The 15184-nt window shown below is 63.5% G+C and carries 16 protein-coding genes, 1 tRNA gene and 1 pseudogene; 8 read left to right on the forward strand and 10 right to left on the reverse strand.

The genetic code is table 11. The annotated features are described in order from the left end of the window. The first annotated feature begins 300 nt into the window (after positions 1-300). The 3 genes from G4Z16_RS15390 (at position 301) to G4Z16_RS15400 (ending at position 2397) form a co-directional block, all read left to right on the forward strand. Complete coding sequence (locus G4Z16_RS15390; RefSeq protein WP_197351348.1) at positions 301-678, forward strand: hypothetical protein; 378 nt, start codon at positions 301-303, stop codon at positions 676-678. Positions 679-1280: 602 nt separating this feature from the next. Further along, positions 1281-1790, forward strand: a complete 510-nt coding sequence (locus G4Z16_RS15395; protein WP_197348653.1) for an RICIN domain-containing protein — start codon at positions 1281-1283, stop codon at positions 1788-1790. A 400-nt stretch (positions 1791-2190) separates the two neighbouring features. Further along, the gene (locus G4Z16_RS15400; protein ID WP_197351349.1) at positions 2191-2397 is read left to right on the forward strand and encodes a hypothetical protein; all 207 of its coding nucleotides are present in this window, start codon (positions 2191-2193) and stop codon (positions 2395-2397) included. Positions 2398-2442: 45 nt separating this feature from the next. Here G4Z16_RS15400 and G4Z16_RS15405 read toward each other — a convergent pair whose 3' ends face one another. Next, positions 2443-2871 (reverse strand): hypothetical protein, encoded by a 429-nt coding sequence (locus tag G4Z16_RS15405; RefSeq protein ID WP_197351350.1) that lies wholly within the window; start codon positions 2869-2871, stop codon positions 2443-2445. Between the two features lie 52 nt (positions 2872-2923). Between G4Z16_RS15405 and G4Z16_RS15410 the strand changes: the two genes are divergently transcribed. Next, positions 2924-3175: a hypothetical protein gene (locus G4Z16_RS15410; protein ID WP_197351351.1), complete on the forward strand. Its 252-nt coding sequence runs from the start codon at positions 2924-2926 to the stop codon at positions 3173-3175. Between the two features lie 329 nt (positions 3176-3504). On the opposite strand, the gene G4Z16_RS15415 is transcribed toward G4Z16_RS15410, so the two are convergent. Next, a tRNA-Ser gene (locus G4Z16_RS15415) sits at positions 3505-3590 on the reverse strand. 628 nt (positions 3591-4218) lie between these two features. Between G4Z16_RS15415 and G4Z16_RS15420 the strand changes: the two genes are divergently transcribed. Both G4Z16_RS15420 and G4Z16_RS15425 read left to right on the forward strand, forming a co-directional pair. After that, positions 4219-5949, forward strand: coding sequence for a TIGR04141 family sporadically distributed protein (locus G4Z16_RS15420; RefSeq protein ID WP_197351352.1), 1731 nt, complete (start codon positions 4219-4221; stop codon positions 5947-5949). Positions 5950-6357: 408 nt separating this feature from the next. Continuing rightward, a complete protein-coding gene (locus G4Z16_RS15425; RefSeq protein ID WP_197351353.1) occupies positions 6358-6765 on the forward strand; it encodes a hypothetical protein in 408 nt (135 codons plus the stop codon). Positions 6766-7759: 994 nt separating this feature from the next. Here the strand turns inward: G4Z16_RS15425 and G4Z16_RS15430 are convergent. Then, complete coding sequence (locus tag G4Z16_RS15430; protein ID WP_197351354.1) at positions 7760-8410, reverse strand: DCL family protein; 651 nt, start codon at positions 8408-8410, stop codon at positions 7760-7762. Positions 8411-8602: 192 nt separating this feature from the next. Between G4Z16_RS15430 and G4Z16_RS33260 the strand changes: the two are divergent. Beyond that, a pseudogene (locus G4Z16_RS33260) lies at positions 8603-8721 on the forward strand (IS3-like element ISAar45 family transposase); the annotation flags it as partial. An 81-nt stretch (positions 8722-8802) separates the two neighbouring features. Here the strand turns inward: G4Z16_RS33260 and G4Z16_RS15435 are convergent. The 4 genes from G4Z16_RS15435 to G4Z16_RS15440 all read right to left on the reverse strand — a co-directional run bounded on the left by G4Z16_RS15435 (position 8803) and on the right by G4Z16_RS15440 (position 12392). Further along, entirely contained in the window at positions 8803-10140 is a 1338-nt protein-coding gene (locus tag G4Z16_RS15435) for a cytochrome P450 (RefSeq protein WP_343070825.1), read from the reverse strand. Between the two features lie 392 nt (positions 10141-10532). Further along, complete coding sequence (locus tag G4Z16_RS33265; protein ID WP_425508080.1) at positions 10533-10871, reverse strand: DUF6313 family protein; 339 nt, start codon at positions 10869-10871, stop codon at positions 10533-10535. Further along, positions 10787-11077: a DUF6313 family protein gene (locus G4Z16_RS33270; RefSeq protein ID WP_425508166.1), complete on the reverse strand. Its 291-nt coding sequence runs from the start codon at positions 11075-11077 to the stop codon at positions 10787-10789. Before G4Z16_RS33270 ends, G4Z16_RS33265 begins: the two co-directional genes overlap by 85 nt. A 724-nt stretch (positions 11078-11801) precedes the next feature. Beyond that, positions 11802-12392: a hypothetical protein gene (locus G4Z16_RS15440; protein WP_197351356.1), complete on the reverse strand. Its 591-nt coding sequence runs from the start codon at positions 12390-12392 to the stop codon at positions 11802-11804. A 140-nt stretch (positions 12393-12532) separates the two neighbouring features. Between G4Z16_RS15440 and G4Z16_RS15445 the strand changes: the two genes are divergently transcribed. Next, positions 12533-13453 carry an FkbM family methyltransferase gene (locus tag G4Z16_RS15445; RefSeq protein ID WP_197354616.1) on the forward strand — a complete coding sequence of 307 codons (921 nt, stop codon included), beginning with the start codon at positions 12533-12535 and terminating at the stop codon, positions 13451-13453. 50 nt (positions 13454-13503) lie between these two features. On the opposite strand, the gene G4Z16_RS32175 is transcribed toward G4Z16_RS15445, so the two are convergent. From G4Z16_RS32175 to G4Z16_RS15455, 3 genes are read right to left on the reverse strand one after another with little or no spacing between them, the layout of a single operon-like run. Further along, positions 13504-13710 (reverse strand): hypothetical protein, encoded by a 207-nt coding sequence (locus G4Z16_RS32175; protein WP_207794548.1) that lies wholly within the window; start codon positions 13708-13710, stop codon positions 13504-13506. Further along, entirely contained in the window at positions 13697-14449 is a 753-nt protein-coding gene (locus G4Z16_RS15450; protein ID WP_197351357.1) for a GntR family transcriptional regulator, read from the reverse strand. The genes G4Z16_RS32175 and G4Z16_RS15450 overlap by 14 nt, the downstream gene beginning before the upstream one ends. Further along, complete coding sequence (locus G4Z16_RS15455) at positions 14446-14652, reverse strand: hypothetical protein (protein ID WP_197351358.1); 207 nt, start codon at positions 14650-14652, stop codon at positions 14446-14448. Before G4Z16_RS15455 ends, G4Z16_RS15450 begins: the two co-directional genes overlap by 4 nt. Between the last annotated feature and the right edge of the window lie 532 nt (positions 14653-15184).

Here is a 15184-nt window from a genome sequence, read left to right on the forward strand (position 1 = left end):
TACGCCGCTTCTTGAGCTGTGACGGTGTCGGGGCAGAGCGGCGAACACGCCGCAGTAACGCGATTCTCATGACGGCCACGATGCCGTCGCGCAGTGACCCCGCACCAGCCGAAACAGCCCTGAACGACGACGGGGCGCCCTACCAGTCCCGCCAGACCAGGGCGCCCCATGCGGCGAGATAACCGTACACCGAGCAGCACAGGAGCCTGCGGTGATCCCCGCCCGCACCGCACAGCAGAACCTCGCCGTCGTCACCCACCACTGGGACGACTCACCGACGCACTCGGCACCCCCAACACCGTGTCCTGGCCCCCGTCAGGCCTCGCTGCATACCTCAACGCCCTCGACCAGCTCGACGCCGACGAGATCGCCCTCGCCCGGCAGGCCCGCTTGGAGGACCGCGCCGACCGCCCGTACGACGCACTCGACGAACGCCCCGTCCCCATCCGCGTCGCCGTGCACGACACCATGCGCACCGTCGAACTCGCTCTCTTCGACTGCGCCGACCAGATCGCCAGCGCAGTGCAACGCCCCGCCGCCCGCGTGAAGTCGGCCGGCCCGGCGACGAAATCGGCCGACGCCTCTCACTGGCCGCAGCGCAGGACCAGGCCGACACCGCACGCTGGTCCTACGTCACGCATCCCACCCGTACGGCGCCGCTCGCCGCAGTGTGGCTGACGCACCGCCTCGATGAAGCCCCGGGCCCGTTCCGCGAGTTGAACGCCGTCCAGGTCGACCGCATCACGTCCGTGGCCCGCTCGGCGGCCGAACGCGTCGAGTCCGCGCTGGACATGACCCGACGCACACGCGTCATCCAAGAACCGTGCCCGCACTGCCGGGGCACCCTCGAAGTCGAAGGAGGCGACGGCCGCCCGCCCGCGGTGCGCTGCACGCGAAGCAGCTGCGGATGGACACGGTCGGCACCCGATCCCGCAGCCGCCTGACCTCGCGCCTGCCGGTGCCGCTCAATCCCTGGGCGGCACCGGGAGCGCGGCCGGTCCGGTGGGGCGGCCAGGCGCTCCATTCCAGTGAGTGACGCGGACCCCAGGGCTCTGGGGAGTGAATGCCGGGAATTCGCTGCCTTGCTGCGCCACCGCGCCGGGCATTCACCGCAACGTGACAGTTTGAAATGGTCGTTGATACCTGATCGAATGAAGGACGTTGGGAACTGCTGCTGAGGAGCTGGAAATTCCATAGTCTCTTGGTGCACCGCGCCGGATGTTTCCGAAGGCGCCGTGCATTCCATAACCCCATGCAGCACAGAAACGAGGCATGACTTCGTGAAACGCTCAGCCAATCGGCTCCTTCTCGTCCTCGGCCTGCTCACAGCCCTGCTTGGCGGATTGACGGCAGGCTCCGCCACCGCGGTGAACGCCTCCCGGTGGGCCATCATCAACTACCAGACCGGCGGCCACCTGACGCCGTACTATTACGGCAAGAATGACCGCGACGGCATTCACATCTGGACCGGCTACAAGAAGCCCACGGGTGACGGTAACCAGTGGACATTCAGGTCCGTCAACGGTGGCACCCAAATTCGCAATGAGAAGACACAAAAGTGTCTCAGGCCGGTCAGGTTCGGCAGCCAGACCCGTGTGGAGCAATGGGAGTGCGGCTCCACCCCGGAATTCCAGTGGCGGCTGACTTCTGCCGGTGGCACCTACAAGATCACCTCGGTCTCCACGGGTAACGTGCTCACGCCCTACAGCAAGAGCGCTCACAGTGTGGTGCTCCTGGAGGAGGACGAGGGCACCCAAAAGCAACGATGGGCCATCAACGCGCTCAACTGAGGCCGCTGAGGAAAGGGCTTCGACGTAGTCGCGTCGTGCCCGGGTCCGTGGTGACCCGTCAGGCAGCGATGGAAGGTCGCTAACCTCGACCTTGCATGAGGGTCCGTCAGCAAGCTGACGGGCCCTCTCTGCTGGCTTGGCGCGGAGCAGCCGGCGGCTGCGTATCGCCTTCCGAGAACCCGTACCGCGCCGACGATATCCGCGCCGCCAACCGGCCCAGCGTGGGGGCGCCGAAGCGACATCCGCTGACCGCGCCAGCGTATCGACTCACGGACCCTTACCCGGGGGAACCGGGGGGACCGACGAATGGGAGCACCGGGGGGGTGAAGGGGCAGGCCTGCCATGTCGTTCCGTTGACGGTCCTCGCTCGTTGAACAGCAAGACACCATGAGGAGGATCGATGAAGTACACGAAACGCCTTGGCGCACTGGCCGCACTGACACTGGCAGGAGCAATCCTGGGCACAGGAACAGCTTCTGCGGCGGAGTCCACCGTTACCGTCTTCGGAACGAAGATTCCTATCCCGGGCTTGGAACATGACGCAGTGGCCCCGCATGCCAGCCAGGGCAGCTTCTCTCTGCCCTTGGGGGACCTGACCACCCTCTGAGCCCCTAGCTCTTCCGGCTCGGGGAATCGTTCCTGTCGGCGCCGCTCACTCCTTGGGCGGCACCGGCAGATACACGAACTCGCCGTCGGCTTCCTCCCACGTGACGCAGATTTCGGGCCGCGCCGTTTCGGGAAGCTCGAAGTCGAGGGACCGCCCAGGCTCCAGGTCGAACCCATCACGCAACCCCTCGAACTCCTCGACCACGATCACGCACGACGCGACCTCGCGTCCGACGTTCCGAAGCCGTAGCCAGCGGTCTTCAATGTGCTCCAGCCGCATGTGCGACTGCCGTGCCGCGACCCTCCGCACGTGGGCTTCCTCCTGCTGGAGCGCAAGGGAACCCGCGGCCGAGGCCGCTGACGACTGCGCCGCGTCCGCCGACCGCTTCCCGTCGCTGCGCGCCTTCCAGCTGACCGCCACGGCAACGCCCGACAGCACGAGCGCGGCCCACGCGGGCACGTCCCCCCAGTCCATGCCAGGACGGTATGCACCACGCCCCTGACCTCGGATGGGTTATGCCGTTTCGTTGCCAAGCCGGTGCGGGTACCTGCTCGCCATACCGGACGACGACGAGCTGTGGACCGCCGCCCAGGCCGCAGAGCACTTCGGCTACACCGGCCCCAATGCGGCCGGCCAAGCCCGCGCCTCGCTACGACGATGGGGAGTCGAGCCCGTCCGCCCGCCGCGTCCGAACGTGCTGAACCTGTACTACGCGGACGAGGTTCGCAGCGCATACATCGGCCGGCCCGGCGTGAGCCACCGCTCGGACCTCGACTGACGGGCAGTCGTACAACCGCCCTCTACCCGCCCATTACCCGCCCTCTGTCCGCCTCTTGCGGAGCAGGTCCACGTGAACCCTAGCGACACAGGCAGAGAAGAGGCAGGGCGCACGAACCAGGAGCCCACAGTCGACGAGACCGCCGAAGAAGAGCGCCGCACGGGGCGGCCATTGACGGTGCGTAATGCGGCGATCCTGGCCCACAGATGGCCCACACAGGCTGGTCAAAGCCGAGAAATACGCGGAACTGGGTGAGACAGAGTGCGCGCAGAGGGCGCACCCCCCGAACCGGAGACGCGCCCTCTGACCTGCTACTTCTCTGACCTCGGCGGAGGCGGTGGGATTCGAACCCACGGTGAGGGATCACCTCACGACGGTTTTCAAGACCATGCGCCCACATGTTGTCTCATGCCTCTGACCTGCTATTGCACCAATCAGGGCACCAACCGGGCAATGACTTGTCCGCGGCTTGTCCGTAGGGCTGTGAAGAGCCAGCGCCTGGGCCGGGAAGCCCCATCCGCCCGGCACCCGCTGTGGCTCATCTGATCCAGGCGAAGGGTCCCGGGTGGGGCGGCGCCGGCACGTCTGCACGCTGGTCACATGCCTGCGCCGATCGTCGTGCATCCGCCGTCCCCGTCCGGCGGGCGTGTAAAGCATCTCCCGAGACAGGACACTCACCAGCCTCAGCGGTGAGTAACAACTTTCCTTACGGCTTCAAGGGCTCGCTCCGCTCGCCGCGCGGCCCGGCTTGCCGGCGGGGCCGGTCGGCTCCACGGCTTTAGGCAGCCACCTTGGGGCGAGCCTCCAAGATCAGGGGCTCACTTCGGGCCATTGCGGGCAGATCAGGAGACTGCCCGAGTCGCAGGAAGCTTACGAGCCCCTGATCTCTCGCCCCAAGGCAGCTCCAGCCCAAAGCCGCTACACCGACCTCAGGGGCGTAGATTCGCAGTCTCCGACAAGCACACATCTAGACCTTCAACCCACCGTAAGCAGCTTGCCAAGACAACATAATCGAACACACGCACGTACTAAACTTGGCCAAGTTGACCGAAACATACCTTTCTGCACACAATCTCTACACTTTTACCAACTCTTGTGCCATCCTCAACCAATTACTTCGCAACTGGGGGGTTGGGATGCGCGTCTCTATTTATCTCTTTCGTGCAGAGGCTCAGGGATTCGAAGGTCTGCTGCGCGATTTCTCTTTAAGCTCGCAGAGGCCGGAAGAGCGAGTAACCATACCTGACAATCAAGGGAGCCTGGATTGTCGGGTTTGGGTCATGCCCGGCCATCCGAAGGAACCAAAATGGGCTGCAGCTCTGTCGCCCCTCGTGGATGTCACTGACCTGAAAAACTCAAACAATTCAGTCGCCGTACTATTCAAAGTTGCGGACCGCTTTTTTGCTGTGTGCTTCGGGTATGCACAATCAATGCTCAACAACGAGCTACTGGAGCCAGAATTCGGACTGCGCGTAACGGCGAACATGGCAGATCCGATGAAGATTTCCGCCATGCAAGTTCGAACCGTGGACGCGAACTCTAGGCAGCAGCGAAGCCAAACAGCAAATAGGTCTCGCGTTGCAGAATTCGACCTAGAAGTAGAACGAGAGTGGCTCAGGTACCTCAAGGCCGACGTCACGGAGGATTTGAACTGGGCGACAGGCGTGGGGGGATCTCAGGCTTTGTCGCTCACAACTGATACCGACCTTCTCGAATTCCCAGGCCTCCTTTCTCAGCTTCTCGACAAGTTTGAGTCGGAAGACTACAAGGAGAAGTTTCCGTACCTCGACAATTTTGTGCCCGTGTCCAAGGGTGATCCAGTACTGGAAAATCTCTGGAGTGCGCTGTGTAGCGCGCTGGAGGACTCGACTAGTAAAAAGATCGGTGTGGCATGCCCAGACGACCTGCTAGGCGCAGACGTCTCCTACTGGAAGATCTCCGGTGACCGGATACGGAAGCGAGAGCCACTGGAGGAGCTTGACCTCGCGAGCATGCTTACGAGGCTTCCTGAAAATGATCTTGACGAAAAGTTGAAAAAGCTCAAGATCACGCCGTTCGATGCATCCGATTCCCCCATGCGTCCCAAACGATCGCTGACAGACTACTTCGTATTCGAAACAGAAACGGCCGAAGAGACGTACGCGCTCTGCCTAGGTCAATGGTTTCGAATTGCAGCAGGATACCTACACGAAATCAACAGCCGAATCGACCAGATCGAGGACGTAACTGAAGGCATAGGTCTTCCCCCATGGCTGCCAAATCTCGATGGTTCATATAAGACAGAAACCGAATACAATGAAGATGTCGCAGATGAGTGCGGGCACATTCTTCTCGACACGAAGAACTTCATGATCGGTGGCTCGCATCAAAAGGTAGAGGTGTGCGATCTCCTCACCAAAGAATATGACTTTGTGTGTGTGAAGAAAATGGAAGACTCACCCACCATGTCGCACCTGTTCAGTCAAGCAGCTGTATCAGCAGATCTATACGTTGAGAATGCGGTTGGAAGCGGTCGAGACTCGCAAATCGGCTACGCCGATAAGACGCGAAATCAATACAATGAAAAGTGGGGTGACGTAACAGCCGTTGAGAACAACAAGAGAATGATCTTGGCAATCGCGACCAGTAAGGACGGGCCACTTGCGAGATCACTGTTCTTCTTCAGTAAGGTGAATCTCGTTAAGCGTGTATCCGAGATCAGGAAGGCAGGATTCGGAGTGGCGTTGGCGAAGATTTCTCGTCCAACACCCGCGACCGTAGTCGGACGAGGATGAACCCAGGAAGTTAGTCGATCGGCTGAGATGATCAGCGACCGTCGTGCCTATAATTCGTCACACGAGTCCGCCGGGATAGGACCTTTCTGTCATCCACGAATGGCTCGGAACTGCATGCACCTGCATGACACGACGTCGATGCAGGTGCATGCAGCATCCTCTGAGGGAGGGCGCTCTACTGGCGATGAGGGGGAAACCGTGGATCAGGGGTGGGCCGCCGTGTTGGCTGCGGCCATGGGATTGATAGGCGCAGTAGGTGGATCTTTGGCTGGTGGGTACGCCGCAGTCCGAGGAGCGCGGGAAAGCGCAGATCGGGCGGCAAAGTCCGCCTTGGAACACGCCGAGCGGCAGGCTAACGATCAGTTTGAGCACTGGCTACGTCAAGAGCGCAGAGCTACATACAGCGACATGCTCCAAGATGCGGAGAACTTCCTTACGGCGCTGGCAACTCTCTGCAATCGCGTGGAGGAGCCGACTGAAGACCTACGCATGGTCGAGGCACTGGAGAGTACGCTCACCGCGCACGTGAAGCTCATCAGGCGTTTGTCCACAGTGATGACAGTCGCTGGACGCACAGTCAAAAACGCCCTCAAAGCACACAATCAGGCCTGTGCGGTGGTGTCCCATTATCTAATGGGTCGTCAACGTCCGGATATTTCCAGTAAAACCCTTCGCGATTACCACGATACGGTGGCTAAGCGCTTCGGTGAGCTCACGATGTCAGTTGCTGTCGAAATGCAGACCCGCCCCTCCCGCTTGACCCACGCATCGCCCACACAGGCGGGTCAGGAACGGGAAGCACGTGGAACGAGCTGAGACACGCTGAAGACACGAGGGGTGACCGTCGACGACGGTCACCCCTCCAGAGCTCTTTTCAGGTTCGGCGACGCCCACCCTGACGGGCACCGTCGGGGGCCAAGGGGCATTGGAACTCAGCTCACGCCACCAAGAGGAGCCCCCTAGCTTCCCTGTACGCGTCAAGATCTGCTGCGGCCCCGATGTTGAGGGTCGTGCTCACACGGCTCGCGCGGTTCGTAACCGCCTGGGACGCCAGAGCCAACCGACTTCCAAAACGGGACGGCATCCAGATCGTGTCCGCCCAGGGTGTACCACTCCACCCCCTGGTTGTCGGCGCGCAGAGCTGCAAGGCCGGCACCAGCCAGCCCACAGCGGACGTACTGAGGCGCGGCATAGGGCCACTCCACCCATCCAAGGCGGCATCTCCGACACACCCAGTACGTGACCGCGAAGGCGTCATCGTCGTCCAGCTCAGCCGCTCGCACGCGCCATCCTGCACGTTCGAAAGAGCCGCATTTCCGGTCGTTCCATGGCCCGCTGCGACCGAACTGCCCGCCAGTGAGCGTCCAAAGGAGCTTCCGCCATGCCCGTCGGGCCGCTGTGAATCGTATCTCCTGCGCTCGACGTGCCAGCTCCCGAGCTGCCGCTTGAGCGTCACCGTTCGAGTCCATGTCCGGACCCTTCCCCGGCCGTGGTCGGAGGAACAGTCCTAGCCTGTTCCACGTGGAACGGTGCAGCACTGGACACTGCGCCGACAGCCTCGTGTTCGCCGCACGACTCCCGCACCAGATGCGCACCAGATGCGCACCAGAAGAGGCGGTAAGCCACGGTCAACAGGGGCCAATAATCGGGGTCATTGAACGACTGAGAAAGGACTGCTCCGTGCAGGTCAGAGGTCAACTGGCCCGATCTGCACGGTGATTCCCAAGCCCAGCGCACGGGTTGATTCTCGTCACCCGTTCCACAAGGCCCCGAGCCAACCTCACAGGGGTGTATCACCAGCCCAAGGCGATCATCTGTTCTCCTCCCTGGGTCGACTCAGGTTCGCCGACTTGGTAACGACGCGGAGCACAGCGACCGCTTGGTGGTGTTCCTGCCAGGCAGCTTCCAACTCCTTGTCGGCGAGTTCGGCGTGGGAGAACCCATTTGGGATGTCGTCCGCAATACGGAAGGCATCAGGGCCACCGTGCGACGTGATGAAGCCCTCGGCGATCTCAAGGAAGGTCGGAGCGTGGTGGTCCACGTGCGCTTCCTGCTTGAAGGCGATCGTTGCGCCAGTTATCGCGCAGCTGACGGGACCTGCCATGAAAGCGGCGTCTCGGTGGGCAATCACTTGGTCCTTTATCGCCCGCCGCAGGCAGCTCAGGACCTTCTGAAGCTGAGATGGCGGATTCAAGCAGACGTTCCAGGAGAAGTCGATGGTGGTTCCGTCCACGCGCAACACCGCGAATCCGTACGTGCCGTGTAGCTCGTTGCGGATTACCGTGAAGCCGGTGATTCCGCTGCCCTTCTTGAACTCGTACTCGGGGTGGAGGGAAAGCAGTTCCCGAAGGAAATGATCGTCGTTCTCTCCCGTGACTTGCGGCTGACCCCGGTAGCGGTCTCGGATCGCGCGGCAGCGGTCCCTAACCGCCTCTTTTGTTCTGAAGTGCTCGTGTCCCACCCATATACCCCTCGGCACAGGACCCTCCCCAGGTAACTTGACCGTTAGTTACCATCCTGGTGTGTATGAGCCTGGGAGTGTGAGCGATTTCAAGTCCTCCCATCGTGACCTGAGCCGGGCGCCTAGGGTTCAGTCTGGTCGCCTGAGCCGACTGCTCTCTCCCCCAGAGCAACGGATCCGAAGGTTGTTGCCGCGATCGTCACCTGGATCGAGCGGACCTACCACCCACGCCGCCGAGAAGTCCGGCTGGGCCGATGACCGCCATCACATTCAAGATCGCCATGAAGCCCGTCCCAGCAATCGCTGCATGAAAACCGACTGTCACCTACCCTCCTCAACTCTCTGTAGAGACGCCAAGCCGCGCGCGGACACCAGATTCCGGTCTAGCAGTGTTATCGCCGCCTCAGCAGACGCACTCTCAGAGACGTCCACCACGAGGTCCGCTCGAACTCTGCGGTGGCCGCAGGCAGCGGCGCCTGGTGCCGGCTCATAGGCGGAAGCTCGACTGACGGCGCACTCGGATCCGAGCGCGCGGGCCCCTTGGAGCTACGGACCGCGAACTCCACGGGGAGTGCCACCAGGCGGCGCGACATGAGCGCGGTCTCCCACTTCAGACGCTCTTCCGGGACGGCCAGCCGCAGATCCGGGATGCGCGTGAGGAGCGTGTCGATCCCGGTGTCCACGATCGCCCTGCCGAGGTCCTGGCCCGGGCACTCGTGGGGTCCCCCGCTGAACGCGAGATGCGAGCGGTTGCCGTGCATGGGCGTGGACTTGTCGGGCCGGATCTGCGGATCGGCGTTGCCGGCGGCGAGGCCGAGCAACAGCATGTCTCCGGCCTTGATCGTCTTGCCCGCGAGCTGTGCGTCGCCCGTCGCCCAGCGGCCGATATTCGTCGTCATGGGTGGCTCGTCCCAGAGCACCTGCTCCAGCGCGTCGGGCAGTGTCATGTGCCCCCCGGCGAGAGTCGCCCGGAAGCGCTGGTCGGTCAGGACGAGGCGGAGGGTGTTCGCGATCAGGTTGACCGTCGGCTCGTTCGCCGAGACGAGCACCACCCGAAGGTGTTCGCGCACCTCGTCGTTCGTGAGCCGGGCGGGGTGCTCGATCAGCTTGGACGCCACGTCGTGTCCCGGCGACGCACGCTTGCGGTCCACCAGATCCTGAAGGGCCTCGGTGATGTAGTCGTTGCTCGCCACGGCGGTCTCCGAGCCCCGGATCATGTCCTTGGCCGCTTCGATCAGCCGGGGCCCGTGGTGCTCGGGCATGCCGAAGAGCTGTGTGATCACGCGCAGCGGCAGCTGGTCGGCGAACTGCTCGACCAGGTCGGCGCGTCCCTTCGGCTCGAACTCGTCGATCAGCTGGTGTGCGAAGCGCGTCACGTACCGGCGGATCCCGCGCGCCTCGAAGCGCGCGAGGCTCTCGGTGACGGCCCTGCGCAGCCGCTCGTGCTCCTCGCCCTCGGCGAAGACGCACAGCGGCTGCCACATCGTCAGCGGCGCCAGCGGATGCGTCGGCGGGACCTTGCCCTCCTGCATGTCGCGCCACAGGCGGGAGTCGCGGGAGAAGAGGGAGGGCGTGCGCGAGACCTCCAGGTTCTCCCGGTGCCCCAGCACCAGCCACGCGGGACGGTCCCCGGGCAGCAACACCGGTGCCACCGGGCCGTGTTCGTCACGCAGCCGCTCGTACAGCGCCATCGGGTCCGCGTCGGCCTCCGGACCGTACAGCCGCCGCACACCCTCCGGGCCGAGCCCGTGGGCCGGACAGCCCGGCGGCGGACCAGGTAGGTCGACACGCGCATCACTTGAATGCTGCGCTAGCGCTTCTCGCACCGATAGAGACCGGTCGTCCACCGATGTACCCGCCAGACGATTGGCGCTCTCCATCGGTGCAGGCAACTGGCCTTCGCTGCGCAACGAGGGAAATCTTGCTCCTAGTTGTTCAAACTGTTCCTCGGTCAGGCCTCCACTGTTTGCTGCGCGTGAAATGACCGTCGCAACATCTGCCGCCAGCTCCGCATCTGCCGCAGGGTCGGCAGACATGAGTAGATCTTGCAAGACCTCCTCAAGTGTCCGCTTCTCCACCATGTCTCCCAACGTAGCAAGCCGAGCGCTAACGCATTCAATTCTCAGGTCGTGCAGAATGAACAGAGCCCGCGCTGAGCCAAGTACCGAAGAACGTCTTGCGCGGACGCCTCTGCCTTCCTGACCGCAAGCTCACGAGGCATACCCTCAAAGTCTCGGACACTGTTGAGGATCTCTTCGACGGTTCGCTCCCAGTGGTCGGACGCTGTCGCCCAACATCCCTTGTGGGGGATCTGGACAAAGTCCTCAGCAAAGGCCTTCTCAACTCCTCCCTCGTGATACAAGTCGCTGAGCGGCCTCACCCGTGGCCTCCGGGAGGAAGACAGCCGGGGCCGCCGGCTTGACGACGGAGTCGTTCTTCTACGTCGTCCAACGATTCGCACCGGCGCGAGTCAATCTGCCCGGAGACGATGTATCCGACGATCGCGCCAATGAACGCAGGGGTGAACGCATAGCCGACGATTGACAGGGACCAAGTGAGAGGCGGAGCAGGAGCGCCCTTCGGGGATTCGCGACCAACGAAGACTTCCCAAGCGTCCGCCCAACCAATCAGGAGCGCATCCGCTGAATACAGCACTGCAACACACATGATCAGCCAGCCCGCACGGATCAAGATCCAATACCGGACCCGACTTAATCTGGCGAGAGACCTCCTTTGGCGCCGGAGCTTGGCCCGCCATGACTCTGTTCGCGGCGGGGTCTGCTGCTGCGGGAGGATCACCAGTCGACTGTATCGAGTGACTAGCGAACTACCCTCTAGTAGCCGGGATTACGGGACGTCGGTCGCGCTCTCGCAATTCGTGCGGAATCACCCCCGGCCGCCCATCGATATCATCCAATTGTGGACAAATCGCTCCGGTTGCATGCCTAGTGTTCTCGACTGCTCGGGCCTGAAGTTCTCCACCATCATCCCGCTACCCGGGCCTCGCGCCCCAGGTCCTGCCGCGCTGGCCGTGGACGCCAAGCGAGACTCACCAGCGGTACTGGAGCTTCCTGGCCTGTCCGCTTCTCCGCCTGAGGAGCACACGTTGATACCCACCAGCTGATTCGCGTTAGAACCTCAACGCTCGCGCACTCCAGCTCCGAGGAGGAGCGGCCGTGCCAGATCCATGCCAGAAGGGGCGGGGCAAGGTGGTCAACAACGGTCCCTCCTGGGCCCCCGTTGGACGACCTTGCGAGCAGCCCTATTCCCAGGTCACATCCGGTTCTGAGTCCTCGTGGCCGGTGATTCCCAAGCTCATAGCCTCGACAGATCAAATGCGACGTGTAACGCCTCGTGGGCACTCCCGCGCACGGCCTACGCCTTGTGATCGTCAGCTGTTGCTCTCTCGTGCGTCCTGGGGCGACTTCGCGTTGCTGCGCTGTGCGGGCGGGAGTAGGAGGTCTCGGGGCGGGTGGCTCTCGCCGGTCACGTTGCCCTTGACGCCCAGGTCTTCCCTCGCGGCGTCGTGAAAGTTGTTGATCGCCTGGAATGCGGCTCGGTTCCGTGCTCGCCACTCGTCGAGGGTCCCGGATGTCCTGCCTGTGGCCTGCCAGTCGATCTCGACGACGACCGTGTTGAGTCGATGACCAGCCTCGACGACCTCGTCACCGCCGAGCAGCATGACACGTTCAAAGGCCCGTCCGCGGAGCCGGCTCGCGTCGCCAAGCTCGGCGAGCATCTCCGGCTCTGACTTCTGGCTCTCACGTATGCCTTCCTTGTGTTCGTACAGCTGCACTGCCAGGAAGATCATCGCGCGAGTGCGGTCGACGTAGCCCTCATAGGCGTCGAGCTTCTTGTCGTCCCACCGCGTCAAGAGCGCGTGTCGATTGCGGCTTCGCTCCAACATGTAGTTGGTCACGTGTGTCATCAGGGCACCCAATAAGACGGCGCTGATGGTCACGAGTTGCTCGCCGGTGTCCAAGTCATCCCCCTGGCATGGAACTTGTTGTCCAGATGTCCAGAGGACTTTATGAGGTACGGGAGTCGTTGTTCCAGTGGGCAGGTCAGTGCAGCTCAGCCCAGGTGACCGGGGAGATGGTCTGCGACGAGGTAGGTAGCGGGATGAGTGTTCACGGGCTTCGGCTCTTGCAAGGTGTTGGGCGGAACTATGTCCGCTACTTCCCCGTAGCGCTGGGCAAGAGGGAGTTTGCGCGGAAGTACATGGCTCCTCAGCTCCGGGAGCACTCTGTACGTCGCGAAGCCCGAACACGCTTTGGCGCGAGGTTTCTCGTCGACAGCGAGGATCTGATTCAGCGCCACCTGTACCTGTTCGGCGTCTGGGAACCTCACCTGAGTCACTGGCTCCGGCAGAGGCTGAAGTCCGGGGACGTCTTCGTCGACGTGGGTGCCAACATCGGGTACTTCAGCGTGCTCGGATCGTCCCTCGTAGGTCCGTCCGGGAGTGTCGTTGCTGTTGAGGCCTCGCCGGCATTCCATCGCCGGCTTCTGCAGCACGCGAACATGAACCGCTGCTCGAACCTTCGCGCGGTCCATGCCGCGGTCTCCGACCAGGACGAGACCCTGAAGTTCATTCAGGCCAGCTCACGCAACACCGGAGCGACCAGCACCGTGCCCTACTCCGGGCCGGCGGAGTCCGAATTCGAGGTGGACGCGCACCCGTTGACTCAGCTGCTCAGCGAAGGGGAAATTGAACGAGCGCGTGTGATCAAGATCGACGTCGAGGGGGCGGAAGGGGCAGCGGTACGGGGCTTGAGCTCCGCGTTGAACCGGCTGCGGCAGGACGCAGAGGTGGTGGTCGAGGTGACTCCCCAGCGCATGAACGCGCTGGGGGACTCGGCCGACGAGTTGCTCAGGACGTTCGTAGACAGCGGCTTCCACGCGTACCGTCTGATCAACGATTACGACCCGGGGAGTTACCCCTCGGCCATGCGTCGTCCGCAGGCGCCCCGACGCTGGCGGAGGCCGATTACGGAGGAGATGGACCTTGTCTTCTCCCGCATCGACGCCGAATGGCTCACCTGACACATACGGGGCCCTCACGCACTCGGCATGAGGGCCCCGTCGTGGTCCGGTCAGTTGGTGGGAGGCCACAGCCCCAGTTGACGCAGGTCCTCCTGCAGCCAGGAGGGCGCGTACGAGCGGCCGGCATACTCCTGCGCGCACGGGCTCGGGCACGCGTACAGCCCCCAACCGGGGCCCGAACCACTCTCGATGGCCTGAACCAGGATCGTCTCCCCCTGCCTCTTCTGGCAGATGATGCAGGACTTACCGAACGGCACCTCGATCACCGCCCTTCGTCTCGGCGAGCGCCGTGGAGAAGACGACTTCGATGCGGTCTCCCGGCGACACGAAGCAGGCGCCTTCAGCGACGCGGCCGCGATCGTCGATCGAAGTGCGCTCGACCTCCAACACTGTTGCCCCAGGCGGGAGGTTGAGACGGTCCGCTTCGTCCTGTGTCGGCGGACGCGTGGTGACCCTCTCCGTGATGTGGGCCAGGCGGACTCCGGCGGCCTGCAGGCCCAAGGGGATCTCAGCGCCCCACGGCAGCTTGCCGATAGGGGTGTCGAGAAGCTCCGCCAGGTCGAGCGGGACGTAGACGCGCGCCAAGCTATACGGGTCCTTGTCCCGCCGACTGAAGTACAGGTATTCGGCCAGTGCGGTGCCGGGCTTGACTTGCATCAGGGCAGTCAGCGGCGCCTCGGCGAGGACGGAGCCGGGCCTGACGTACGTCTCGATCTCGTCGTGGTCCGTCTCCGGCTGGCGGAACCCGCCGCTGCCTGCGCTAACGTACGAGATCCGCTGAGGCGGCCGTCGGACGAACGTGCCCCGTCCGTGGAACTTCTCGATCACCCCTTCTGCCTGGAGTACGTCGAGGGCGTGCCGCACGGTCAGCCGGCTCACCCCGTACTCCTCGACGAGCAACGGCTCCGTCGGCAGACGGTCGCCCGCGGTCAGGATCCCGTCGGCGATCTGCCGGCGGATCGAGTCCGCGACTCGCTGGTATCGCGCCACGGTCACCACCGGCCCTTCCGCCGGAAGACCGCTAGCCGCGTCCGGACATGCATCGTCAGGCTCTCCCCCGTCTCGAACCGGAGGCGCTTCGCCTTGTGCGGCAACGTCACGATGTCGGAGACGGTGAGTGGCTGACCGCCGACCTGGATCACGTCGCCACGGAGGACCGTGGCGGAAGTGACCGATACCGACGCGCTGTTGGGATGCATCGAAACTCCCTCTTGCCGGGGGTGGCACCACGAGCAGCTGCAGGTCTCGTAGATGACGGGCCAGGAGTGCTGGGCCGCACGGGGTTCGGCTTCCGTGCATTGGCCGTGCGCTCCCATACGGCAGGCCACCGAGACGTAAGGAGTCCGCCAGTCCGGCCGACGTTGTTGCTGCGCATGGCCCATCAGCGCACCTCAACGGGGTGCAGCTGAACGTGAGTTGTACGTCGCGAGGCTCGGTGCACAGCTGCCGGCATGGGGCGATGTACCGAGGCAGGGGCTTCTGGTCGGCGCGGCTGCGTACGAGTTGGGCCTTCCGTCCGTGACGGCGAAGGACGTGCTTCCGTCGCGGGACGCTGCGGTCTCGGGAGCCGCTGGTTGCGGGCGCGGAGCACGCGCCATGGCTGCTCGTCGGCGTAGTGGCTACGGTTAATCACGTCGCTCAGCTCCCTAAAGCTGACGGCCATGCCCCCGGGCAGCCGGCGCTGTCGCGGGGGTCCCCTTTTCGGATGGCGGCCCATACGGTCATGCCGCC

Origin of the sequence: Streptomyces bathyalis (genome assembly GCF_015910445.1) — a bacterium.
GTDB classification, from domain to species: Bacteria; Actinomycetota; Actinomycetes; order Streptomycetales; family Streptomycetaceae; genus Streptomyces; species Streptomyces bathyalis.

Excerpts from the sequence above, each read along its gene's own strand:
- G4Z16_RS15455 (WP_197351358.1), bottom strand. The coding sequence starts at position 14,652 with ATGCATCCCAACAGCGCGTCGGTATCGGTCACTTCCGCCACGGTCCTC.
- G4Z16_RS15425 (WP_197351353.1), top strand. The coding sequence starts at position 6,358 with ATGCTCCAAGATGCGGAGAACTTCCTTACGGCGCTGGCAACTCTCTGC.
- G4Z16_RS15445 (WP_197354616.1), top strand. The coding sequence starts at position 12,533 with ATGAGTGTTCACGGGCTTCGGCTCTTGCAAGGTGTTGGGCGGAACTAT.
- G4Z16_RS15405 (WP_197351350.1), bottom strand. The coding sequence starts at position 2,871 with ATGGACTGGGGGGACGTGCCCGCGTGGGCCGCGCTCGTGCTGTCGGGC.
- G4Z16_RS33270 (WP_425508166.1), bottom strand. The coding sequence starts at position 11,077 with ATGTGTGTTGCAGTGCTGTATTCAGCGGATGCGCTCCTGATTGGTTGG.
- G4Z16_RS15400 (WP_197351349.1), top strand. The coding sequence starts at position 2,191 with ATGAAGTACACGAAACGCCTTGGCGCACTGGCCGCACTGACACTGGCA.